20 protein-coding genes and 1 other RNA gene are annotated in these 22,058 nt (G+C 66.0%); 7 read left to right on the forward strand and 14 right to left on the reverse strand.

What is annotated here, in order from left to right:
* Nucleotides 1-3: 3 nt before the first annotated feature.
* The 8 genes from AADJ04_RS00325 to AADJ04_RS00360 form a co-directional block, all read right to left on the reverse strand.
* Complete coding sequence (locus tag AADJ04_RS00325; protein ID WP_341238361.1) at nucleotides 4-1,518, reverse strand: DASS family sodium-coupled anion symporter; 1,515 nt, start codon at nucleotides 1,516-1,518, stop codon at nucleotides 4-6.
* Between the two features lie 145 nt (nucleotides 1,519-1,663).
* Nucleotides 1,664-2,212 carry a VUT family protein gene (locus tag AADJ04_RS00330; RefSeq protein WP_341238362.1) on the reverse strand — a complete coding sequence of 183 codons (549 nt, stop codon included), beginning with the start codon at nucleotides 2,210-2,212 and terminating at the stop codon, nucleotides 1,664-1,666.
* Nucleotides 2,209-3,933: an NAD(P)/FAD-dependent oxidoreductase gene (locus AADJ04_RS00335; protein ID WP_341238363.1), complete on the reverse strand. Its 1,725-nt coding sequence runs from the start codon at nucleotides 3,931-3,933 to the stop codon at nucleotides 2,209-2,211. The genes AADJ04_RS00330 and AADJ04_RS00335 overlap by 4 nt, the downstream gene beginning before the upstream one ends.
* 175 nt (nucleotides 3,934-4,108) lie before the next feature.
* Nucleotides 4,109-5,122, reverse strand: coding sequence for a lysylphosphatidylglycerol synthase domain-containing protein (locus tag AADJ04_RS00340; protein WP_341238364.1), 1,014 nt, complete (start codon nucleotides 5,120-5,122; stop codon nucleotides 4,109-4,111).
* Nucleotides 5,100-6,341, reverse strand: a complete 1,242-nt coding sequence (gene clsB, locus AADJ04_RS00345) for a cardiolipin synthase ClsB (protein WP_341238365.1) — start codon at nucleotides 6,339-6,341, stop codon at nucleotides 5,100-5,102. Before clsB ends, AADJ04_RS00340 begins: the two co-directional genes overlap by 23 nt.
* Complete coding sequence (locus AADJ04_RS00350) at nucleotides 6,338-7,102, reverse strand: endonuclease/exonuclease/phosphatase family protein (RefSeq protein WP_341238366.1); 765 nt, start codon at nucleotides 7,100-7,102, stop codon at nucleotides 6,338-6,340. Before AADJ04_RS00350 ends, clsB begins: the two co-directional genes overlap by 4 nt.
* Before the next feature lie 197 nt (nucleotides 7,103-7,299).
* Complete coding sequence (gene cysK / locus AADJ04_RS00355; protein WP_066691378.1) at nucleotides 7,300-8,217, reverse strand: cysteine synthase A; 918 nt, start codon at nucleotides 8,215-8,217, stop codon at nucleotides 7,300-7,302.
* Nucleotides 8,218-8,389: 172 nt separating this feature from the next.
* Nucleotides 8,390-8,992: a methyltransferase domain-containing protein gene (locus AADJ04_RS00360; protein WP_341238367.1), complete on the reverse strand. Its 603-nt coding sequence runs from the start codon at nucleotides 8,990-8,992 to the stop codon at nucleotides 8,390-8,392.
* A gap of 81 nt (nucleotides 8,993-9,073) precedes the next feature.
* On the opposite strand from AADJ04_RS00360, the gene rnpB reads away from it, so the two are divergent.
* Nucleotides 9,074-9,441: RNase P RNA component class A (gene rnpB / locus AADJ04_RS00365), an RNA gene on the forward strand.
* A gap of 58 nt (nucleotides 9,442-9,499) precedes the next feature.
* Here rnpB and AADJ04_RS00370 read toward each other — a convergent pair.
* The 5 genes from AADJ04_RS00370 to AADJ04_RS00390 form a co-directional block, all read right to left on the reverse strand.
* A complete protein-coding gene (locus AADJ04_RS00370; protein ID WP_341238368.1) occupies nucleotides 9,500-10,717 on the reverse strand; it encodes a M48 family metallopeptidase in 1,218 nt (405 codons plus the stop codon).
* Nucleotides 10,718-10,720: 3 nt separating this feature from the next.
* A complete protein-coding gene (locus tag AADJ04_RS00375; RefSeq protein WP_341238369.1) occupies nucleotides 10,721-11,992 on the reverse strand; it encodes a YjgN family protein in 1,272 nt (423 codons plus the stop codon).
* 131 nt (nucleotides 11,993-12,123) lie between these two features.
* A complete protein-coding gene (locus AADJ04_RS00380; RefSeq protein ID WP_341238370.1) occupies nucleotides 12,124-12,909 on the reverse strand; it encodes an rRNA pseudouridine synthase in 786 nt (261 codons plus the stop codon).
* A gap of 38 nt (nucleotides 12,910-12,947) precedes the next feature.
* Nucleotides 12,948-14,627: an MBL fold metallo-hydrolase gene (locus AADJ04_RS00385; protein WP_341238371.1), complete on the reverse strand. Its 1,680-nt coding sequence runs from the start codon at nucleotides 14,625-14,627 to the stop codon at nucleotides 12,948-12,950.
* Between the two features lie 69 nt (nucleotides 14,628-14,696).
* On the reverse strand, nucleotides 14,697-14,894 hold the full coding sequence (locus AADJ04_RS00390) for a hypothetical protein (RefSeq protein ID WP_044397721.1): 198 nt from the start codon (nucleotides 14,892-14,894) through the stop codon (nucleotides 14,697-14,699).
* 223 nt (nucleotides 14,895-15,117) lie between these two features.
* Here AADJ04_RS00390 and dapF point away from each other — a divergent pair, with 223 nt between their 5' ends.
* The 3 genes from dapF to AADJ04_RS00405 all read left to right on the forward strand — a co-directional run bounded on the left by dapF (nucleotide 15,118) and on the right by AADJ04_RS00405 (nucleotide 17,870).
* The gene (dapF, locus tag AADJ04_RS00395; protein WP_341238372.1) at nucleotides 15,118-15,996 is read left to right on the forward strand and encodes a diaminopimelate epimerase; all 879 of its coding nucleotides are present in this window, start codon (nucleotides 15,118-15,120) and stop codon (nucleotides 15,994-15,996) included.
* Nucleotides 15,993-16,685, forward strand: a complete 693-nt coding sequence (locus AADJ04_RS00400; protein WP_341238373.1) for a DUF484 family protein — start codon at nucleotides 15,993-15,995, stop codon at nucleotides 16,683-16,685. Before dapF ends, AADJ04_RS00400 begins: the two co-directional genes overlap by 4 nt.
* Nucleotides 16,686-16,895: 210 nt before the next feature.
* Nucleotides 16,896-17,870 carry a tyrosine recombinase XerC gene (locus AADJ04_RS00405; protein WP_341238374.1) on the forward strand — a complete coding sequence of 325 codons (975 nt, stop codon included), beginning with the start codon at nucleotides 16,896-16,898 and terminating at the stop codon, nucleotides 17,868-17,870.
* 28 nt (nucleotides 17,871-17,898) lie between these two features.
* Here the strand turns inward: AADJ04_RS00405 and AADJ04_RS00410 are convergent, their stop codons facing one another.
* On the reverse strand, nucleotides 17,899-18,438 hold the full coding sequence (locus tag AADJ04_RS00410; RefSeq protein ID WP_341238375.1) for a chemotaxis protein CheW: 540 nt from the start codon (nucleotides 18,436-18,438) through the stop codon (nucleotides 17,899-17,901).
* Between the two features lie 151 nt (nucleotides 18,439-18,589).
* On the opposite strand from AADJ04_RS00410, the gene AADJ04_RS00415 reads away from it, so the two are divergent.
* The 3 genes from AADJ04_RS00415 to dksA all read left to right on the forward strand — a co-directional run bounded on the left by AADJ04_RS00415 (nucleotide 18,590) and on the right by dksA (nucleotide 22,013).
* Entirely contained in the window at nucleotides 18,590-19,834 is a 1,245-nt protein-coding gene (locus tag AADJ04_RS00415; protein ID WP_341238376.1) for a class I SAM-dependent methyltransferase, read from the forward strand.
* A gap of 140 nt (nucleotides 19,835-19,974) precedes the next feature.
* A complete protein-coding gene (locus AADJ04_RS00420; RefSeq protein WP_142082100.1) occupies nucleotides 19,975-21,084 on the forward strand; it encodes a GTP-binding protein in 1,110 nt (369 codons plus the stop codon).
* 167 nt (nucleotides 21,085-21,251) lie between these two features.
* Entirely contained in the window at nucleotides 21,252-22,013 is a 762-nt protein-coding gene (gene dksA / locus AADJ04_RS00425) for an RNA polymerase-binding protein DksA (protein ID WP_082758775.1), read from the forward strand.
* The last annotated feature ends 45 nt before the right edge of the window (nucleotides 22,014-22,058 follow it).

A 22,058-nucleotide genomic window follows, 5' to 3' on the forward strand; every position in this document is an offset into this window, starting at 1 on the left:
GCTTCAGGCGCGCGTCACCATCAGCCCCAGCCAGGGCCAGTAGGTCAGCGCAAACACCACCAGCAGAACCACCGCCGCCAGTGTGATCACGATGCCGGTGCGCACGAAGTCGCGCGCCTCGAACGTGTCGGTGCCGTAGGCAATCATGTTCTGCGGTGCGTTCACCGGCAGGATGAAGCCGAAGCTCACCACGAACTGCAGGATCATCGTCATGCCCACGATGTTGATGCCCGGCGTTTGCACGGTGGACAGCACGCTGATGACGATCGGGATCATGGTGGACGCCAGGGCCGTGGCGCTGGCGAAGCCCAGGTGGATGACAATCAGGAAGGCCGACAGCAGCATCAGAATCACGAAGGCCGAGGCCATTTGCAGGCCAAGGTTGCTCACAATGAGCTGCGCCAGCCAGCCAGCGGCCTTGGTCTGCAGCAGCGCAGACCCCACGCTGATGCCCACGGCAAACAGCACCACGGTGCCCCAGGGGAAGCCCTTTTGCGACTGCTTCCAGTCCATCACGCCGATGCGTGGGAACAGCATCAGCGCCACGGCGGCGATGGTGGTGGAGGTGGTGTCAAAGTTGTGCAGCACCTTTTCGGTGGACCAGAAGCCCAGCAGCACCAGCACCACCGCCAGCAGTTTCCACTGGTTCAGCGTCATGGGGCCCAGCTCGGCCAGTTGCTGGCGAATGGTCTCCTGGCCGCCTGCAATTTCCTTCATCTCGGGCTCCATCATGCGCGTCATGATGAAGAACAGCGCCACCGTCATCAGCGCGGCAAACGGGGCCGCTGCTACAAACCATTCACCCCAGGTGATCTGGGCGCCCAGCTGCTTTTCGATGAAGCCGATGGCCACCATGTTTTGTGCTGCTGCTGTCTTGATGCCCACGTTCCAGATGCTGGCGGTTTGCGCCGTGGTGATGACCAGCAGGGCCGCAAAGCGGCTCTTGCGGTCCACCTTGAAGGCGAGCACGAAGCCCATCATGATCGGCATGAGGCAGGCCACGCGGGCCGTGGTGCTGGGCACGATGAACGACAGCAGAAAGCCCACCACCATGGCGCCGATCACGATGTGGTGCGTCTTGGCCCCTACCTTCGACAGCACCGTGAGCGCAATGCGCCGGTCCAGTCCGGTGGCCGTCATGGCCGATGCGATGAAACACGCTGCTGCCACCAGGGCCACGGCACTGTTGGCAAAGCCCGAAAGCGCCAGGTTCAGCGCTGCGCCGGTGCCCATGTCCGGCCCATCGGGCTTGGCCACGCTGGGCGCATAGGCCAGCAAAAACACCATCAGCGCAGCAATCACCACCGCGCTTGCCGAATATTCGAGCGCCTCGGTCATCCACACGATCACGGCGAAGGCCAGGATGGCCAGCATCGTCTGCCCCGCCAAGGGCAAGCCCGCCGGGGTGGGCAGCGCCAGCACCAGTATCAGCGCGAGCACCGCGCCGACCAGGCCGAGCCGTTTGGAGAGACTGCCCGAAGGGGCAGCGGGGGTTGCACTGGGCGCGGTGGAAGACATGGAACAACTCCGGTTCGTGAAGGCACGGGAGCGATCCGCCGAAGGCCACTTCAGCGAGATGCGCGCAGACCCCAAGTGTTGCGCGCTGCCCGGCGCGCTGGTTGATGCAAGTCAAGAGGGGGCGCGGTGCGGCCGCGCCACGGCGTCAGGCGGCGCGCTGTGCCAGCTGGCGGCCGATGAACAGGCGAAACGGCAGCAGCAGCGCCACGCCCAGGGCCAGCTTCACGGCCAGGTCGCCCAGCGCCCAGGTCACCCAGGGGTCTTCGGTGCCCGCAAAGGCAATGCTCCAGAAGACGGCGGTGTCCAGCACCGCAGCCAGCAAGGTGGCCACCAGCGGGGCGCGCCACCAGGTGGCATGCCGCAGCCGGTCAAACACACCAATGTCCAGCCATTGCGACAGCAAAAAGGCGGTGCCTGAAGCCACGGCAATGCGCGCGGGCGCCAGCACCAGCGATGCCGCCACGGCCGCGGCAAAACCCACCCAGGCCACGCGCCGGGCTTGCGCCGGCCCATGGGCGCGGTTGACCATCTCGCTCACCAGGAAGGCCACCGGGTAGGTGATGGCGCCCCAGGTCAGCCAGTCGTTGATGGGGAACTGCACCAGGATGTTGGAGGCGAGCACCACCACCGCCATGGCCAGCGCGGCGGCGGCAAACTGCGCCTTGCTGGGTCGTTGCAGGGGCGCGCCCGTCATGCCGCACCTGTGCCCAGCAGGCTGCGTGCCACGGCTTCACCCACCTTGATACCGTCCACCCCGGCTGACAAGATGCCGCCCGCGTAGCTGGCGCCTTCACCCGCCGGGTACAGGCCGGCGGTGTTCAGGCTTTGCAGGTTATCGCCCCGCGGGATCTTGAGTGGCGAGGATGTGCGCGTTTCCACCCCCGTCAGCACCGCGTCGTGCATGTCAAAGCCCTTGATCTTGCGGCCAAAGGCGGGCAGGGCTTCGCGCATGGCCTCGATGGCGTAGCCAGGCAAGGCGGCGTGCAGGTCACCCAGGGCCACGCCGGGCTTGTACGAAGGTTCCACGCCACCCAGCTGGGTGGACGGCTTGCCCGCAATGAACTCGCCCACCAGCTGGCCCGGCGCGCTGTAGTCGCGCCCGCCCAGCACAAAGGCGTTGGATTCGAGCTGGCGCTGCAGCACGCTGCCCGACAGTGGGTGGAACTGCCCGGCAGGCAGCGCCTCCACACCGTAGGTCTGGCCCAGGTGGGCCTCGAACGCAGCGGGGTCGTGCGGATAGTCGCGCGGGTCAATGCCCACCACCATGCCCGCGTTGGCGTTGCGTTCGTTGCGTGAGTACTGGCTCATACCGTTGGTCACCACGCGGTTCGGCTCGCTGGTGGCGGCCACCACCGTGCCTCCGGGGCACATGCAGAAGCTGTAGACCGCACGGCCGTTTTGCGCGTGGTGCACCAGCTTGTAGTCGGCCGCGCCCAGCAGCGGGTGGCCCGCGTGGCGGCCCCAGCGGGCGCGGTCGATGACGCTTTGCGGGTGCTCGATGCGAAAGCCGATGGAAAACGGCTTGGCTTCCATGGCCACGCCGCGCTGGTACAGCATGGCAAAGGTGTCTCGCGAGCTGTGGCCCAGCGCCATCACCACATGGGAGGCAGCGAGCTCGGTGGTTTCGCCCGTGGCCTGGTTCAGCACCTTCAGGCCGCGCAGGTGGCGCTGGCCTTGGGCGTCGTTCTCGACGATCACGTCCGTCACGCGCTGCTCGAAGCGGATCTCGCCGCCCAGCGCAATGATCTGCTCGCGCAGGTTCTCCACCACCTTCACCAGCTTGAAGGTACCGATGTGCGGGTGGGCGACGTACAAAATTTCTTCGGGTGCGCCGGCTTTGACGAACTCGTTCATCACCTTGCGGCCCAGGTGGCGCGGGTCCTTGATCTGGCTGTAGAGCTTGCCGTCCGAGAAGGTGCCAGCGCCACCCTCGCCAAACTGCACGTTGCTCTCGGGGTTGAGCGCGCGCTTGCGCCACAGGCCCCAGGTGTCTTTGGTGCGCTCGCGCACGGTCTTGCCACGCTCCAGCACGATGGGCTTGAAGCCCATCTGCGCCAGCACCAGCGCGGCAAAGATGCCGCAGGGGCCGAAGCCCACCACCACCGGGCGCAGGGGTAGGTCGGCAGGCGCCTGGCCCACCGGGTGCCAGGCCATGTCGGGCGTGGGCTGGATGTGCGGGTTGCTGGCGAACCTGGCGAGCAGCGCGGCTTCGCGCTCGGGCTGGATCAGCGTGACATCGACGATGTAGACGGCCAGCAGGTCGGCCTTGCGGGCGTCAAAGCTGCGCTTGAAAACGTGGATGTGCGCAATGTCAGAGGCAGGCAGGCCCAGCAGTTGCGAAACGGCAGCGCGCAGGGGCGCCTCGGGGGCCTCGGCCACCGTGAAGGGCAGCCGGATTTCAGAGAGTCGGATCATGGTTTTGCGGGCCCGTGTCGATCGGGCGGCAGGCAAAGTCGAGGGGCCGTGATTTTACCGGGGGTGGCCTTCCTGCGCACCGACAAACCGTGCGGCGCCCGCTTGCGGTGAATGCACTGATTCAAAATTGATAGCTGCAAGCGCTTGTGTAGTAAGCGCTACAGGCCGATTTGCCCTAATTTTTGGCAGGAGCTGCTGCACTGTGGCGCCAGCGCAGTTCTGCTGCACCCAGGGCCAGCGAAGCCAGCACCAGGGGTACGAAGTAATACAGCGCACGGTAGGCGAGCAGGGCCGCCAGCACCCTGTCCTGCCCCAGGCTGGGGCTGGTCAGCAGGGCCACGCCCACGGCTTCCAGTACCCCCAGGCCAGCGGGAACCCGCAGCACCAGCCCCGCCACCGCGCCCAGCAACACGGTAGCCAAGGCAGCGGGGTAACTCACCTGCGCCTGCAGCGTGGCCCATAGCGCGGCACCCATCAGCATCCAGTTGCCGGCCGACGCAGCCATTTGCCACAAGGCCACGGGCCAGCGGGGCAGTGCAAACGCGTGGCCCCGCAGCGTGAGGGCACGCCCCGCGCGCAGCGCACACAGCACACCGTAAGCCAGTGGAATGCAGCCCAGCAAGGCGCCGCCCAGGCGCCATTGCCATGCGGGTGCACTCCAGCCTGCCAGCGGCGGCGGTGCCCACAGCCAGGGCAGCACAGCAGCCAGCAGCAGGTAGCCCACCCAGTTGGTCAACACGCTGGTGCCCACCACCTGGCCGATGGTGCCCGCATCCACCCCGCGCCGCGCATACAGCCGGTAGCGCACGCCCACCCCTCCCACGAGCGAGCCCAGGTTCAGTGTGAAGGCATAGCTGGTCATGGCAATGCCCAGCGTGGTGCTGCGCCGCAGGCGGTGCCCGCAGCAGTGGCGCGCCACCAGGTCAAACGTGCCATACAGACAGTGGCTGGCCAGCGCCAGCGCACCAGCCACGGCGAGGGTGCCCGGGGGCAGGGCGCGCAACGCCTGCAGCACGGCGGGCCAGTCCACCGTGCGGGCCTGGCGAAACAGCAACCCGGCCACCAGCACAAAGAAAGCCGCGGCAGCCCCGCGTGTCAGCCAGGGCCACCACGGGCGTTGCGGAAGGCTGCGCCAGCCGTGCCGCCGCTCACGCCGCTGATGCAATTCAGGCAGGGCTGCGGGTTGCATGGCGCGTGGGCTCGGCGGCTGGACCGGCTTTGGCCTTGGTAATGACCGGCTCATGGCGGGGCAGCCATCCGGCCCAGGTGGGGAACCAGCGCATGAGGTGGAACACCACATAGCTGCGCAGCAGGCGCAGCCCCTCCCACGGCCCCGAGGGCGAAGCCTGCACCTGGCGGCAGCTGTGGTTCATGAGGTGCGACAGGCGGCGGTGCAGCTGTGCGTTGAAGGCGCGGTCCTGGATGATGACGTTGGCCTCCAGGTTCAGCGAAAGGCTCAGCGGGTCGAGGTTGCTGGACCCCACGGTGGCCCAGGCCTCGTCCACCAGCGCCACCTTGCCGTGCAGCGGGCGGTCGCAGTATTCGTAAATGCGCACCCCGGCGCGCAACAAGTGGTCATACAGCAGCGACGCGGCCGTGCGCACGATGGGCATGTCGGGCTGGCCCTGCAGGATCAACCGCACATCCACACCGCGCTTGGCTGCGCGGCGCATTTCCCGAATGAAGCGGTAGCCCGGAAAGAAGTAGGCATTGGCAATCACCACGCGGCTGCGCGCGGCACGCAGGGCCACGCGGTAGTGGCGCTCAATGTCATTGGTGTGCTGTTGGTTGTCGCGGGTGACGAACATGGCGTGCGCCGTGCCCGCGTGGGGGTGCCCCAGCACGCCCGCCTGCCGGGCGCGCTGGCGTTCTGCCTTGGGCAGCACGGCTTGGCGCGTGAAGTGGTGCAAGTGGGCCACCACGGGGCCGCGCACCTGTACGGCGTAGTCCTGCTTGGCCTCGGGGCCGAATTCGGCCACGTGGTCGGCCGAGTAGTTGATGCCGCCGATGAAGCCCAGCTGCCCGTCCACCACCACGATCTTGCGGTGCATGCGCCGCAGCACGTTCAGCCGCTGGCCCAGAATGCGCCGCCCCGGGTCAAAAATGCGGAAATGCACTCCGGCGGCCACCAGGCTGCCCACGAACTGTTCAGACAGGTCGGGCGAGCCAAATCCGTCCACCAGCACGTGCACTTCCACGCCACGTTGCGCGGCGCCCAGCAGCGCTGCGTGCAGTTGCTGGCCGATCTTGTCTTCAAACAGGATGAAGGTCTCCAGCATCACCTCGTGCCGGGCGTTGGCAATCGCATCGAACACGCGGGGGAAGAACTCCTCTCCGTTCTCCAGCAACTCGAAGTGGTTGCCCGGCACCCAGCGGGAAGAGCGCGGTGCAAAGAAGGGGCGGGTCATAACAGAATCTCCGCCGCCAGCGGTGCGTGGTCCGAGAGTTGGTCCCAGGGTTTGCGGGGCAGTTCCAGCGGTGCGTGCACGGCGGCGTTGCGCACGTAAATGCGGTCCAGCGCCAGCAGCGGCATCGATGCAGGAAAGGTGCGCACCGCACGGCCGAATGCATGGACGAACACCTCTTCCAAACCGGCTTCGCGCTGCAGCACGGCGTGGGCGCGATGCCGCCAGTCGTTGAAATCGCCCGCCAGCACCACGGGCTCGTCGGCCGGAAAGCTGTTGATCAGATCGCACACGCGCTGCAACTGCTGCTGGCGGTGCGATTCCTGCAGCCCCAGGTGCACGCACACCGCATGCACTGGCAGGTGGTGGCCCGGCGGCTGCAGAACGCAATGCAGCATGCCGCGCCGCTCCGGCCCCCGGATGGAGATGTCGTGGTTTTCGTAATGCGTGATGGGAAACTTCGACAGCAGGGCGTTGCCGTGGTCGCCGTTGTCATACACCGCGTTGCGCCCGTAGGCGTATTGCGACCAGATCGTGTCGGCCAGAAATTCGTAATGCGGCACCTGCGGAAAATTGGCCACGCGCTGCGCATGGCGCTGGTGGCTGCCTTGCACCTCTTGCAAAAACACCAGGTCTGCCGCCACACCGCGCACGGCCTCGCGCAGCTCGTGCAGCATGAAGCGACGGTTGAAGGTGGTGAAGCCTTTGTGCACATTCACGGTGAGCACCTTGAACGCAATCGGCAGGGAGGGTGGGGTGGCCATGGGTGAACAGATCGTTGTGAACAAGCCCCTGGGTTGAATCGCGCTACGGGAATCCCAAGGGGTGCAAACGATTGTTGAAGCCACGGGGCTCTACCCGTGTAGGACGGCTGGCCGTGGCGGTGTGCTGCCGTGGCGCAAAAACCAAAGGCCCCGCAGGGCCCTGGTCATTCAGGTGCGTTGCTGCACCGTGAGCGGTATCACGCGGGCAGGAAGCCCTCGACCGACAGGTAGCGCTCGCCCGTGTCGTAGTTGAAACCCAGCACCTTGGCGCCAGCGGGCAGCTCGGGCAGCTTTTGCGCGATGGCCGCGAGCGTCGCCCCCGAGGAGATGCCCACCAGCATGCCCTCTTCGCGCGCGCAGCGGCGGGCGTATTCGCGAGCGGGTTCTGCATCGACCTGGATCACGCCGTCGAGCAGGCTGGTGTCCAGGTTCTTGGGGATGAAGCCCGCGCCAATGCCCTGGATGGGGTGAGGTGCCGGTGCACCGCCCGAGATCACGGGCGATGCCGTGGGCTCGACCGCGAACACCTTGAGCTGCGGGAACTTGGCCTTGAGCACGCGGGCGGTGCCCGAGAGGTGGCCGCCCGTGCCCACGCCGGTGATGAGCGCGTCCAGCCCGTCGGGGAAGTCGGCCAGGATTTCCTGGGCGGTGGTGCGCACGTGGATGTCGATGTTGGCGGGGTTTTCAAATTGCTGCGGAATCCACGCGCCGGGGGTTTGTGCCTGCAATTCTTGCGCGCGGGCGATGGCGCCCTTCATGCCCTTTTCGCGGGGCGTCAGATCAAACTGCGCGCCGTAGGCCAGCATCAGGCGTCGGCGCTCGATGCTCATGCTGTCGGGCATCACCAGGATGAGCTTGTAGCCCTTGACGGCAGCCACCAGGGCCAGGCCAATGCCCGTGTTGCCCGAGGTGGGCTCGATGATGGTGCCGCCGGGCTGCAGCGCGCCCGATTTTTCTGCGTCTTCCACCATGGCCAGCGCAATGCGGTCCTTGACCGAGCCACCGGGGTTGCTGCGCTCGGACTTCACCCACACGTTGGCCGACGGGCCAAACAGGCGGTTGATGCGAACGTGGGGCGTGTTGCCGATGGTTTGCAGAATGTTCTCGACTCTCATGGCGTCTCCTGGAGAAGGGGATGAAAAGGTGTCGCCCATTCTGAACCACTTGTTCTGCCTGCCTGGGCATATGGATATGCAGCTGCAAAAAGATGCGGATTTAGTGCCAAAACACCGTCCAGTGCCCGTGTGGAAAGCGGCAGGTGCTATGGTTTTTGATGAGCGTGCTGGCTCAGGGCTTATGCCCCGTCATCAGAAACAGCGGGTACTCGCGCCCATTGGGACGGTGCACGCGTAACACTTCGGTGAACGCAATGCCCTGCAGCCCCGCCTGCTCGGCCAGCGCCTGCAGTGCATCGGGTGCAAAGCCGAAGTGGTGCACGCCCTTGGCCGCGTTGTCGCCGTGGAAGCTGCCGTCCTCGGCATACAGGTCCACCAGCGCGATGCGGCCGCCGGGCTGGAGTGCATCGGCAAAGGCCTGCATGAGGGCGCGCGTGTCCGGCACATGGTGCATGGCCATGCAGCTCACGACGGCGTCGTAGCGCTCGGGCAGGCCGTCGAAGATGTCCTGCTGCAGCGTGGTGATGTTGGCAAAACCCTTTTCCTGCAGCACCTGCAGCATGGGGCCGGAGCTGTCCAGTGCGGTGACCTGTGCCACTTGCGGGGCGATGGCGGTGGCCAGCAAGCCGGTGCCTGCGCCAAAGTCCAGCACGCGGTCGGTGGTGGCGAAGGGAACCTGTGCCAGCAGGCGCGGGGGCACGGCAGCCAGTTGCAGCGAGGTGGGGCGCTGGTCCCATTCGCGGGCGCCGGTGTCGAAGTGGGTGGGTTCTGTCATGGCTCGTCGGTGGCTGGTGGAGCATCTATTTTCAATGCCCTCGGCGCAGCGCACGCCATGCTCTGGGATAATCAGCGCCGTGAAGCACGCCAGACCGCCGCTGGTGCAATCTGGGAAACCAGGCACTGGAGGAACGTCCGGACTGCACAGGACAGCGTAGCAGCTAACGGCTGCCCACCGTGAGGTGAGGATCAGAGCAACAGAGACGAGTCCCAGGGGAGTGCCGCAAGGTAGACCACTGGGGGTGAAACGGGCAATCTCTACGCGCAGCAATACCAAGTAGGCCAGCCACGGGAGCAGGGCGACCTCTCTCGACCTTGTGGATCCGCGGGGAGAGCTGGCGGGTAGGTAGCACCGAGCCGTGGTGGCGACACCCGGCCCAGATTAATGGCGGTCACACTGCGGGCAACCGTGGTGCACAGAATCCGGCTTATCGGCGCGCTTCACACTTTATTTTCAAGGGCTGGACTGCCAACGCGGTCCGGCCCTTTTGCTTGGGACGCGCGCTCAACGTGCGCAATGCGGCGCGTGCCCTTGCTGCAGCTCGGTGGCGCGCTGCACGGTGTCGGGGTGGGAGGCGAGCAGCGACCACACCGGGCTCGATTCCCGTGGGGTAGCTTTGTCCTTGGCCTTGGGGGCAGAGGCCGGCTCGGCGGCAGGGGCGGTCGATTCAGCAGGCTTGGCGCCCTTGGGCTTGCGGGCTTCGTCTTCCTCATCGTGCGCAATCGCCAGCAGCAACTGGCCCATGGGGGCCGTGGGTAACGATGCCTGGCGCATGAGGGCCATGGCGTAGCAGTCGGCCTCGCGCTCGTGGCTGCGGCTGTAGGCGCGGCTGGTGAGCAGGGTGGCGCCGGTGGACACCACGCCCGACACATCGCCCAAGGCCAGCCCCAGGCCCATGTTCAGCACGCCTTGCTCCACCACCATGCGCATGCCGTGGCGGTGCACCACATGGCCGATTTCGTGGGCCAGCACGCCTATCAGGGCGTCGTCGCTGATGCCCTTGTCGGCCGCAGCCTGGACGATGGCGTCCGTCATCACCACCGTGCCGCCGGGCAGGGCAAAGGCATTGGCAGGCATGCCAGAGCGGAACTCCAGCTTGAGTGGCGGCCGGTAACTGGCGTAGCGCTGGGCGGCGTAGGGGGCTTGCCGGGCCAGGGCCTCAAAGCGTGCGTTGAGCTGGGCGCGCCGCTCGGCGGGCAGCTTGCTGGGTTTGAGAAAGCCGTCGTCCAGGCGTTGCAGCAGGTCGGCGGACAAGCGCGTTTCCCACCCCAGGGGCACCCAGCGCGTGAGCTGCGCCGCTGCCCACGGGGTGCCGTAGCGGTAGAACAGCCCGAGCGCCACAACAGACACCGCCACCGCGCCCAGCAGCAAGGGCCAGCGCGTTTGCATGCGCTGGGCCACGCCGGGCCTGGCGCCCGCGGCCGCCCAGGCGCTGTACCACGCGGCCACGGCATCCACTTCAAGGCTGCCGCGCTCGCGCAGGTCCACCACCACACGGCGCTGGGGGCGGCGGTCGCTCCAGGCCTCGGGCCAGCCCACCTGGGCGTGGGTGAACACCTGGGGCGCAGCGCCCGGTTCGTTCAAGGGGTGCAGCAGCAGTGAAGGCCCCTTGGCCCCGGCCTGCAGCACCACCATCACGGGGCGTGGCTTGCTGCTGAGTCCATCAAACCAACGGGCGGGCAGCATGGGGGCCGCGGCCTCTGGGCCTGCGCTCAGTGCCATGCGTCAGCCAATCAGGTCCAGGCCAGCGGCGTCGGCCAGCGCATCGCCCAGGCCGCCTTCCTGCTGGCGCACCAGCACGCCTGCCACCTGGTCGGCCCCGCCCTTGATGTGCAGGGTGACCGATTCGAGCTTCATGCGGTATTCGCTCACCCGTGCAAACGGGCGGTAAAAGCCCAAGGTCAGCAACGTCAGCACCATGTTTTTGAGGCGAAGACGCATAAAGCGGCCGGCGCGCAGGTTGCACTTGAAGCGCGCGATCTGGCTCACGCCGATGTTGTTCCACAGCAGCTGGAACATGCGCGCCTCGCGGTAGGCGCGGGCCGGGGCCGATGCGAGCAGCAGCAGAAAGAAGAAGCCGATGACGCCCACGATGGCAATCACGATGATCCAGAAGATGTTGCCCTTGCCCGCGCCCTTGCTCATCAGCAGCATGGCGATGGAGCCACCGGCCAGCGCCGTCACGGCCAGCCACACCACCAGCACGCAGGCAATGAACACTGCCACGGTGGCCAGCCACACCTTCACGAAATCGGTGTACACAGGCTTCCAGCGCCCGTGCTCGTTGCCCAGGCGGGCGCGCAGCACTAGCAGGCTTTTGTAGTTGTATTCGAGCCGGATGAAGCACAGGATGGACAGCAGCAGCCCCAGGCCCAGCAGGGCGCCCATGGGGGCGGTGAACTGCGGCTTGACCTTGGGGGCACCGCTGGCGGCCGGGCCATCGAGGGCTTGGGCCAATTCGGGCGAAAGCATCTGCATGCCAAAGAAAACACCAAACCACACCAGCGCCAGGGCAAACACCGGCCAGCTGGCCAGATACACCTCTTTCCAGGTGGCAGAAAACTGAAGCCGCAGCCCCTTCCAGCGCGTGGCCCCCAGCCGAAAACGCATGGCGCTGGCCCAAAGGTAGGGGGCCAGCACGGCACCGGCCAGCAGCATCAGCCCCACGGCCAGGTCCTGCCCGGTTTTGGCGGCAATTTGGTAGGCGATGGAAATGAGGGCCAGCAGCACGAAGCCCAGCACCATCTTGCGCTGCTGCGCGGTGAATTCGAGCGGGCTGTGGGCGACCAGGCTGTGGCCGTAGAAATACATGGCGGTGCGCCGGCGCGCCCAGGGGGTGTAGAACCCCAGCGTGACGATGCCCAGCAGCACGTTCACGATCCAGACCCGGAAGTACTCACCGCCGCTGCCGGTGAATTCCATGGGATACGCCTCAATGTTCTGAGACATGAAAACCGACGGCTGTTCTGCAGCGCCGCCTTGGGTGTTGTGGTGCATTCTCTCCCTCCCTTTTGTGGGCGCAGTTTAGCAGCCGATCAAGAGGGGTTTGCTTGAAGTGAAAAGTGCCTCTGGCGCAATCGTGACAAGCGCTGGCAGCTATGTTTTTGGTAGCTATGGGGTGGGCGTAGTCAGAACTTTTCCCAGGGCTGCAGGTAGCGCCACTGCCCTTCAGGCACCTTGGCCAGCGGCACCCGCCCGATGCGGATGCGCTTGATGCCCAGCACGCGAAGGCCCACAGCCTCGCACATGGCCGGAATCTGGCCGGGGCGGATGCCCTTCAAGGCAAAGCGCAGTTTGGTCTCGTTTTGCCAGCTTACCTTGATGGGGGGCAGCGGCCGCCCGTTGAACGACAGGCCGTGGCACAGGCGCTGCAGCCCGTTGGGCGCAATCTCGCCTGCCACCTCGACGATGCATTCCTGCTCCAGCGACTCAATGTCTTCCGTCAGCTTGCGCGCGATGCGCTTGTCTTGCGTGTAGACCACCAGGCCGCTGGCTTCGGTGGGCAGCGGTGTGAAGCATTCCTGCTGCTTGAAGTGGCGCTGCAGTACACGGATGCCGCTGGCGTCTTCAGGCAGGTGCGATGCTGCGCTCAGCAGCGTGATGGCCTGCGCCGCGCCCTGGCTGCGGCTGCCGTGCGCAGCAGCGCCCTGCGGCAGGCCCAGGCCCGCTTCAAAGCCCACAGGCTTGTGCAGCAGCAGCGTGACCGGGGTCAGCTCCAGCAGGCTGGCGTCGGGCGCTACGGTGACGACCTGGTCCGGGCGCACGCGCGCGCCGGGGGCTTCTTCCAGCTGCCCGTCCACGCTCACAAAGCCGCCCTCGATGAACTGTTCTGCGGTGCTGCGCGAGCAGTTCAACTGCTCGGCCACGCGCTTGGCAAGGCGAATGTGGCTGGGATCGGGATTCGGTGCGGTCATGGAGGCGGGGCTCGTTGTTCTTGTGGAGGGGGCAGCGGTCAATTGTTGCCCGGTGGCAGGGTGCGGATGCGCTCGACATGGGCCAGCAGCGAACGCTGGGCCACAGGCCACATGCGCGGGGGCACATCGCTGTAGGCGTGGCGCACCCAGTCTTCGGTTGTGCCGTCGGGCAGGGCCTGCATGGCGGCTAGCACTTTCGCTTCGCGCGCCAGGCGGTGGGCCTTGAGCTGGGCGATGGCGCCCCGCGCATTGTCCAGCACATAGCCGTGTGCGGGCAGGATGAATTGCACGTCGTGTTCGGCGCACAGGGCATCGAGCCGGTCGAGCGAGTCGAGGTAGTCGGCCATGTTGCCGTCGGGTGGGTCGATCACGGTGGTGCTGCCGTTGAGGATGTGGTCTCCGCTGAACAGCAGGCCGTCTTCGCGCAGGATCAGGCACAGGTGGTTGGCTGCGTGGCCGGGGGTGTGCACCACTTGCAGGGTATGGGTGATTTCGCCTTCCAGCGCTTTGCCAGTAAGCGCCAGTAGCTCATTATTTTGTAGCGCTCTATCGGGTGTGAACTGGCTCGCCACCCGTGCTGTGGGGGCCGATGGCAGGCCCAATATGGGCGGCTTGGCCCGGCCCGCGCGTTCGCACATCGCTTGCAGCGGGGCTGCACCAGGGGAATGGTCGGGGTGCGAATGGGTGCACACGATCATGCGGATATCGCCGCCCGCCGCGCGCCACAGCTTTTCCAGGTGGTCGGGGTCGGCCGGGCCGGGGTCGATGGCGATGAAGCCGGTGCCCGGCTCACCCACCAGGTAGCTGTTGGTGCCGGGGCCGGTCATCACGCCCGAATTGGGGGCGGTGAGGCGCTGCACGTTCTTGAGCAGCGGCACGGGCCGCTCGCTCTGCCAGTCCAGCGGGTGGGCGATCTGGCCATCGGGGCACACCAGGGCCAGTTCGCCGAAGGGGGCATCGCCTTCCATGTAGTGCGCTTCCTTGCCGCCCAGCAGCCCGGCGCGGGGGCAGCTGGTCCACAGCGGCTTTTCGTGCGCCAGGGCGGCCAGCACGGCGTCGGTATTGGCAAAGCGGGCCAGCCACTGCAGGGTGCGGATGGTCGGGAAGATCATGAAGAACTGGCCTGCCTCGTGCCGCGCCAGTGCGTCGGCCGGGCGCACCCACACGGGCTCAAACTGCTCGGTTTCGTCGGCCACGGGCTCTTGCCCCTCGGGCATGCGCGCCACCAGGAAGGGCACGGCAAAGCGCCGGGGCAGGTCGCGGTCGGCCGTCCAGTGGGCCAGCAGGAACACGCTGTCGGCGGCCAGGCGCAGGCCGCGGGCGCTGCATTGCTCGGCAAAGGGCTGGTGGCGGTCCAGCGCGGCAATGTCTTGCGCGTCGGCCATCTGGCCTTGGCGGGGGCCGCTGGCATGGCGCGCCAGCAAAATGCCCAGCTCTTCAAAGCTCTCGCGAATGGCCGCGATGGCCTGGGTGAGGTGTTCGTCGCTTTGCGTGGGGCGCCGGTCGGCCACGGGGTGAGCCAGGCGGTCTGCCTCGTCAATGCCCCCGCCGGGGAAGACGTACGCCCCCGGCGCAAAGCTGGCTTTGCCAGAGCGCCGGGTCATCAAAACTTCAAGATCGCCGCCCGGCGAGGCATCGCGCAGCAGCAGCACGGTGGCTGCGTGCAGGGGGCTCACGGGCTGGCGGGAGGGGTGCAGGTGCTGGCTGGTGCGTGGCATGGGGCCATTATCGGCACTCTGGCCGGGGGTGCACCCGGCCACACGCTGCGGGGGGAGGCGGGCTGGGCTTCAGCGCGCGGCGCGCAGCTGCAGCAGGCGTTGCAGCACGGCGTCGATCACCGTGTTGGCGCCTTCCAGGTTGCAGCTCCACAGCATTTCGAGCAATTCAATCAGCGCAATCGCGTTGTTTTCCATCAAGGCTGCCTGCGATGCAGCCTGGAGGTTGCTGGCCTCCAGATCGTTCAGAACTTCCACCGTCAAACCCATGGGGCACTCCTTTTTTGCGGGCCCCATGGTAGGCGCTGGGATTGACTGCGGTCATGCCGCGCGCCTGATCAAGATCAAACGCGGGCCAGAAACCGCGCCGCCCAGCACTTGGCCGCAGCCGGGCGGGCTCCTGCAGGCGAAGTGCGTGGGGGAGCAGTGGGGGCGTGGAGCTCTCGGGGCTGGAGCCCCCATCACGCGGCCGGGCAACGACGATAATCCGCACATGCAGATTCGCTTCACCAAAATGCAGGGCGCTGGCAACGACTTCGTCGTGCTGGACGAAACCCAGGGCCGCCTGGGCCTGACGCCTGCGCACTACCGCTACCTGGCCGACCGCCACTTTGGCGTGGGTGCAGACCAGATCCTCACGGTGCGCCCCTCGCCCGCAGAAGGCATCGACTTTGAATACGTGATCCACAACGCCGACGGCGGCGAGGTGGAGCAGTGCGGCAACGGCTCGCGCTGCTTTGCACGCTACGTGCGCGACAAGGGCCTGACGGACAAGGACACCATCCGCGTGCAGACGCTCAGCGGCGTCATCGCCCCCCGCCTCACGCCCGATGGCCGCGTCACCGTGGACATGGGTCGCCCGGTGCTGGAGCCTGCCCTCGTGCCATTTGACACCGCTGGCTTGCAGCCGGTGGCGCAAGGTTCGGGGCAAAAATGGCCTCTAGCGCTTGATGTACCCGCGCAACCAGCTACTGTTTTGGTAGCAGTGGTGTCCATGGGCAACCCGCACGCCGTGCAACTCGTAGATGACGTGGACACCGCCCCCGTGGCTGTCTGGGGCCCGCTGGTGGAGCGGCATGTGCGCTTTCCGCAGCGGGTGAATGCCGGCTTCATGCAGGTGGTGAGCCGCAGCCATGTGCGCCTGCGCGTGTTCGAGCGCGGCACGGGCGAAACACTGGCCTGCGGCACGGGCGCTTGCGCGGCCGTGGCGGCAGGCATTCGCCTGGGGCTGCTCGACCACGAAGTGCATGTGGACATGCGCGGCGGCCGCCTCACCATCGCCTGGACCGGCCAGGACACCGACACCCTTTACATGACCGGCCCGGCCACCACCGTGTTCGAAGGCCAGATCGACATCCCAGACCACCTATGACCAGCACCCACGTTCCCCCGATCACCGAAGAAGACATCGCCAACTTTCTGACCAACACCCCCGGCTTCTTTGAACGCCATGCCGAGGTGCTGGCCAGCGCGCAGATCACCAGCCCCCACGGCCAGCGCGCCGTGAGCCTGCAGGAGCGCCAGGCCGAGATGCTGCGCGAGAAGATCAAGGGGCTGGAGCACCGCATCATGGATATGGTGCGCAACAGCAACGACAACACCGCCATTGCCACCAAGGTGCACCAGTGGACCAGCGCCTTGCTGCGCGTGAAGGACCCCTTCGACCTGCCCGAGGCGGTGGTCAGAGGCATCCGCACCCTGTTCGATGTGCCCCAGGCGGCCGTGCGTGTGTGGACGGTGGCTGGCCCCTACATCGACGCTGACTTCACGCAAGGCGCGAGTGAAGACGCGCGGGCGTTTGCCTCGTCGCTGACCATGCCGTTTTGTGGCCCCAACCTGGGCTTTGAGCCTGCGGGCTGGCTGGCACAGGAGGCGGGCGAGCCCGCCCAGTCGCTGGCCCTGCTGCCGCTGCGCGAAGGCGCCATCGACAGCGCCACGCCAGCGTTTGGCCTGCTGGTGCTGGGCTCGCCCGACCCGCAGCGCTTTGACGCCACCATGGGCACGGAATTTCTCTCACGCATTGCGGAGCTGGCCAGCGCGGCGCTGGTGCGGTTGAAGTAGCCATGAGACACCCCCCTGAGGCGCTGCGCGCCTTCCCCCCGCTCTCGCTTCGCTGCGCTGCGCGGGCAGGGGGACGACGCCGTCGCTGCGGGGCGGCGCGGCCGGCGCAGGCCCTTGCTTGGCGTCCCTGGCCTGGGCCGCGCCGGTTGCGGCGACCTGGGGCATTGGCGCTGGCGGCAGCTTTTGTCTTGTCCAACGTCGGTTAAGCCCATGGCCGATGTGCCCTTGCCCGCATCACTCCCCACCGATCCCCAGGTCCTGCGCTACCTGGAGCATGTGCGGGTGGAAAAGCGGCTGGCGGCGCGCACGCTCACGCTGTACACGCTGGACTTGGAAAAGCTTGCGCAGTTTGCGGCGGGGGTGAATCTGCCGCTGCTGCAGCTCACCAGTGCGCACATCCGCCGCTTTGTGGCGCAGATGCACAGCGGCGGGCGCAGCGGGCGGGGCATTGCGTTGATTCTTTCGGGCTGGCGCGGGTTTTACACCTGGGCCGGGCGCCAGGGCCTGGTCGCGCACAACCCGGTGCAGGATGTGCGCGCGCCCAAGGCGCCCAAGCCGCTGCCCAAGGCCCTGGGCGTGGACGACGCGGTGCGCCTGGCCGATTACGAAAACACCGGAGCCGATCCCTGGCTGGAAGCGCGCGATGCGGCCATGGTGGAGCTGCTCTACGGCTGCGGCCTGCGTGTGGGCGAGCTGGTGGGGCTGGACGCCGTGGCCAGCCCGCATGCCGAGCGTGAAGGTCGAGGCTGGGTCGATCTGCAGGCGGGCGAGGCCCATGTGTTTGGCAAAGGCAGCAAGCGCCGCAGCGTGCCCGTGGGCCGGGCGGCGGTGCAGGCGCTGCAGGCCTGGCTGGCGCTGCGCGCGCAGCCATTTGGCGGTGCGGCAGCAAGGCTGGAGGGGGCGTTGTTTGTGGGCCAACGCGGCAAGCGGCTCACGGCGCAATCGGTGTGGCTGCGGCTGCGCCAGCGCAGCCAGCTGGCGGGACTGACCACCCCGGTGCACCCGCACATGCTGCGCCACTCGTTTGCCAGCCATGTGCTGCAGTCCAGCAGCGATTTGCGGGCAGTGCAGGAACTGCTGGGCCACGCCAACATCACCACCACACAGGTCTACACGCGGCTGGATTTTCAGCACCTGGCGAAGGTGTACGACGCAGCCCACCCGCGGGCGCGCAAAAAGCCCTGAAGCCGGGCGCTACGCGCTGGTCAGCTACTCAGGCTGCGCTTTGGCGCCAATGCGCGCCGACAGTGGACTCACCCAGCACGGTGTCGGACAGGAACTTCTCGATGTCCAGCAAGATGAGCATGCGTTCGTCCACCGAACCAATCGCCAGGATGTGGTCGGGGTCGAAGTTGGAGTCCAGCGCGGGCACGGGGCGCAGCTGCGATGGCTCCAGCGTGAGCACGTCTGACACCCCATCCACCACCACGCCGACCACGCGGTCGCCGATGTTGAGCACGATCACCACGGTGAGGTGGTCGTATCGCACCTCACCCACGCCCAGCTTGATGCGCAGGTCGATGATGGGAACGATGACGCCGCGCAGGTTTACCACTCCTTTGAGGTGCTCTGGTGCATTGGCAATGCTGGTGGGCTTTTCGTACGAGCGGATTTCCTGCACGCGCAGGATGTCCACGCCGTATTCCTCGTTGGCGATCTTGAATGCCAGGAATTCCCGAATTTGGGTCAGCGCCCCGGTGCCACTGGAGGCGGCGGAGAGGGAGGTAGATGTGGCAGTTGCGGCGTTGATCATCGGATGCCCTGGCTTAAATGATAACAATATGAATCAAATTTTATCAATGAGAAAAATTGTGTCAATTTTGACAAATTTTTATTTGACTGTGAGGTCATTCGCCGCTGTTCGGGCCGGTGGCTAACGGGATGGCTGCCTGCACAATCCAGGGATGAAAACGATCCGACTTAAGCAAGGCAAAGAACGCTCGCTGCAGCGCCGCCACCCGTGGATTTTTGACTCTGCCATTGCCAAAGGCGGCGGCGACAGCGGAGAGACGGTGCGTGTCGAGTCGCACGAGGGGCAGTTTTTGGGCTGGGCGGCGTTCAGCCCCCATTCGCGCATCCGAGCCCGGGTGTGGAGCTTTGATGAAAAGCAGCGCATTGATGCTTCATTTTTCATAGCTGCCTGCGCACGCTCCATAAGCGCCAGAGCACGATTTGATGTGAAGAGTGACGGCGTGCGGCTGGTGCACGGTGAATCTGACGGGCTGCCGGGCCTGATCGTGGACCGCTATGGCGACACGCTGGTGGCCCAGTTCACCAGCGCAGGCACCGAGCGCTGGAAGGCGGTGCTGGCCGATGCCTTGCTACAGGCCACGGGCTTGAGCAAGCTGTATGAGCGATCGGACGCCAACGTGCGCCAGCTGGAAGGTCTGGAGCCCGCCACCGGCTGGCTGCGGGGTGGGCCTGTTGCTGGGCAGACAGGGCAGCCTGAGCCGCCACTGGAGTTGACCATCCACGAACACGACTGGCGCCTGACGCTGAACATTGCCGAAGGCCACAAAACCGGCTTTTACCTGGACCAGCGCGACAGCCGCAAGCGCTTCGCCGACTGCGTGCAGCGGCTGAACCTGCGCAAGGTGCTGAACTGCTTTTGCTACACGGGCGGCTTCAGCGTGGCCGCGCTGGCGGGCATGCGCGCTGCCGAACAGGCCGGCGGGCAGGGCGGTGGCGTGGTGACTTCCATCGATTCGTCCGGCCCTGCGCTGGAGCGGGCCCGCGCCCATGTGCTGCTCAACGGTTTTGATGTGGCGCAGGCCCGGTTCATGGACGCCGATGTGAATGCTTCGCTGCGCCAGTTTTTGAAGGACGGCGTGCGCTTTGACGCCATCGTGCTCGACCCGCCCAAGTTTGCGCCCACGGCCGCCCACGCCGACCGCGCAGCGCGGGCTTACAAAGACATCAACCGCCTGGCGCTGCAACTGCTGGAGCCGGGCGGTGTGCTGTTCACCTTCTCGTGCTCGGGTGGCATCAGTGCCGATCTGTTTCACAAGATCGTGGCCTCTGCCGGGGCCGATGCGGGGGTGGATGGCTACATCACCGAACGCCTGGGGGGCGCACCTGACCACCCGATGACACTGGAGTTTCCTGAAGGGGAATACCTCAAGGGCCTGGTGGTGATGCGCAAGGCCTGAGCGGGCACACTTTGTCGCCCGCAGGGGCTTGACACGATCGCTACACTGGAAAAAACCAGTTCTGCCCCGATCTGCGGACACGGTTATCCAGCGGGCAGGGGGCTGTGGCCCCCGCCTTAGTTCATTTGAAAGAGATTCCCATGGCACTCATTCCAGTCACCATCCTCACGGGCTTTTTGGGCTCGGGCAAAACCACCTTGCTCAAGCGCGTCTTGACCGAGGCCCACGGCCAGAAGATCGCCGTGATCGAGAACGAGTTTGGCGAAGAAAACATCGACAACGACATCCTGGTGACAGAGTCGAAAGAGCAGATCGTGCAGATGAGCAACGGCTGCATCTGCTGCACCATCCGCGAAGACCTGCGTGAAACCCTGCAACTGCTGGCCGCCAAGAAGCGCAAGGGCCTGCTGGACTTTGAGCGCATCGTGATCGAGACCACCGGCCTGGCCGACCCTGGCCCCGTGGCGCAGACTTTCTTCATGGACGAAGAGATTGCCGAGACCTACCTGATCGACTCCATCATCACCCTGGTAGACGCCAAGCACGCAGCGCAGCAGCTCAATGACCGCCAGGAAGCACGCCGCCAGGTGGGCTTTGCCGACCAGATTTTCCTGTCCAAGACCGATCTGGTGAGCGCCGAGGATGTGGATGCCCTGACGCACCGCCTCAAGCACATGAACCCGCGTGCGCCCATCAAGGCGGTGCATTTTGGTGAGGTGCCTCTCAAGGAGGTGCTGGATCTGCGGGGCTTTAACCTCAACGCCAAACTGGACATCGACCCCGACTTCCTCAAGGAAGACGAGCACGACCACAGCCACTGCGACCACGACCATGGGCATTGCGACCACGATCACGACCATGGCCATGAGCACCACGACCATGCGCCGGGCGAGGCGTGCAATCACCCCTCGCACCAGCATGGCCACGGGCATGGTCACCACCATCACCACGATGACGACGTCAAGAGCTTTGTCTACCGCTCCGACCGTCCGTTCGACCCCGCCAAGCTGGAAGACTTCCTGGGCGCCATTGTCAACATTTATGGCCCGCGCATGCTGCGTTACAAGGGTGTCTTGAACATGAAGGGCACCGACCGCAAGGTGATCTTCCAGGGCGTGCACCAGCTCATGGGCAGCGATTTGGGTCCCCAGTGGGCTGAAGGCGAGGCGCGGGTGAGCAAGATGGTGTTCATCGGCATCGATCTGCCGCAGGACATCTTCCGTCAGGGTCTGGACCAGAGCCTGGTCTGAGGCCGTTTCCCTCGGGGAAACACCGGGGTGTGTTGTATCTGCAACGTTTTCGTTTGCGGCGGCGCAGGTCGATACAATCGCGCCCCGGTAAAACCCCGGAAGGCTTGCCATCCGTCCCTGACTGCCCCCGCAGCCGGGGCCTGCCCGTATAGCGAGGAGACCAGGAAGTGAAAGCCGATACCAGCAAACCCAAAGCGGTGACCAAAGCGCCTGCCACTGCGGCCAAAGGTGCTGCCGCCCCGGTATCCGCCAAGGCGACCAAGCCTGCGGCTTCCGCCAAGGCTGCCGCTGTCGCTCCGGCCCCCGTGGCCGAGAGCCCGCAAGTTCCGCTGCGCGCCACTCGGACTTCTTCGCGATTGGCCCAATTGACCGTACCATCGATGGCCCAGGCAGTGGCTTCCACCGCTGCCAAAGCCAGTTACCAACACACCATGCCCACGACCGCGCCAGTGCAACCTACCTACACCGCTGCCAAAAAAGACCCCAAGCTCGCCAACAACTGGAAGACCAAGACGGCCGAGGAGCTGACAGACGCTGAAGTGATGGCGATGCCTGACAGCGAGTACATGAACGACAAGCAGATGGCGTTTTTCCGCCTCAAGCTCGTTCAGCTCAAGCAGGACATCCACAACAGTGCCGGTGAAACCACCGAGCATCTGCGCGAAGACACCGTGGTGGTGCCCGACCCCGCCGACCGTGCCACCATCGAGGAAGAGCACGCCCTGGAGCTGCGCACCCGCGACCGCGAGCGCAAGCTGCTCAAGAAGATCGAGCAATCGATCGCGCGCATTGATGCGGGCGACTACGGCTACTGCGACGAGACGGGCGAGCCCATCGGCGTGGGCCGCCTGATCGCACGCCCCACGGCCACGCTGTCGCTGGAAGCCCAGCAGCGCCGCGAACTCAAGCAAAAGATGTTCGGGGATTGAAGCAGGCTGTATCCTGAGTAGCCTCTTCACCACCGTACCCGCATC

Source organism: uncultured Acidovorax sp., from assembly GCF_964021665.1.
Classification (GTDB): domain Bacteria; phylum Pseudomonadota; class Gammaproteobacteria; order Burkholderiales; family Burkholderiaceae_C; genus Acidovorax; species Acidovorax temperans.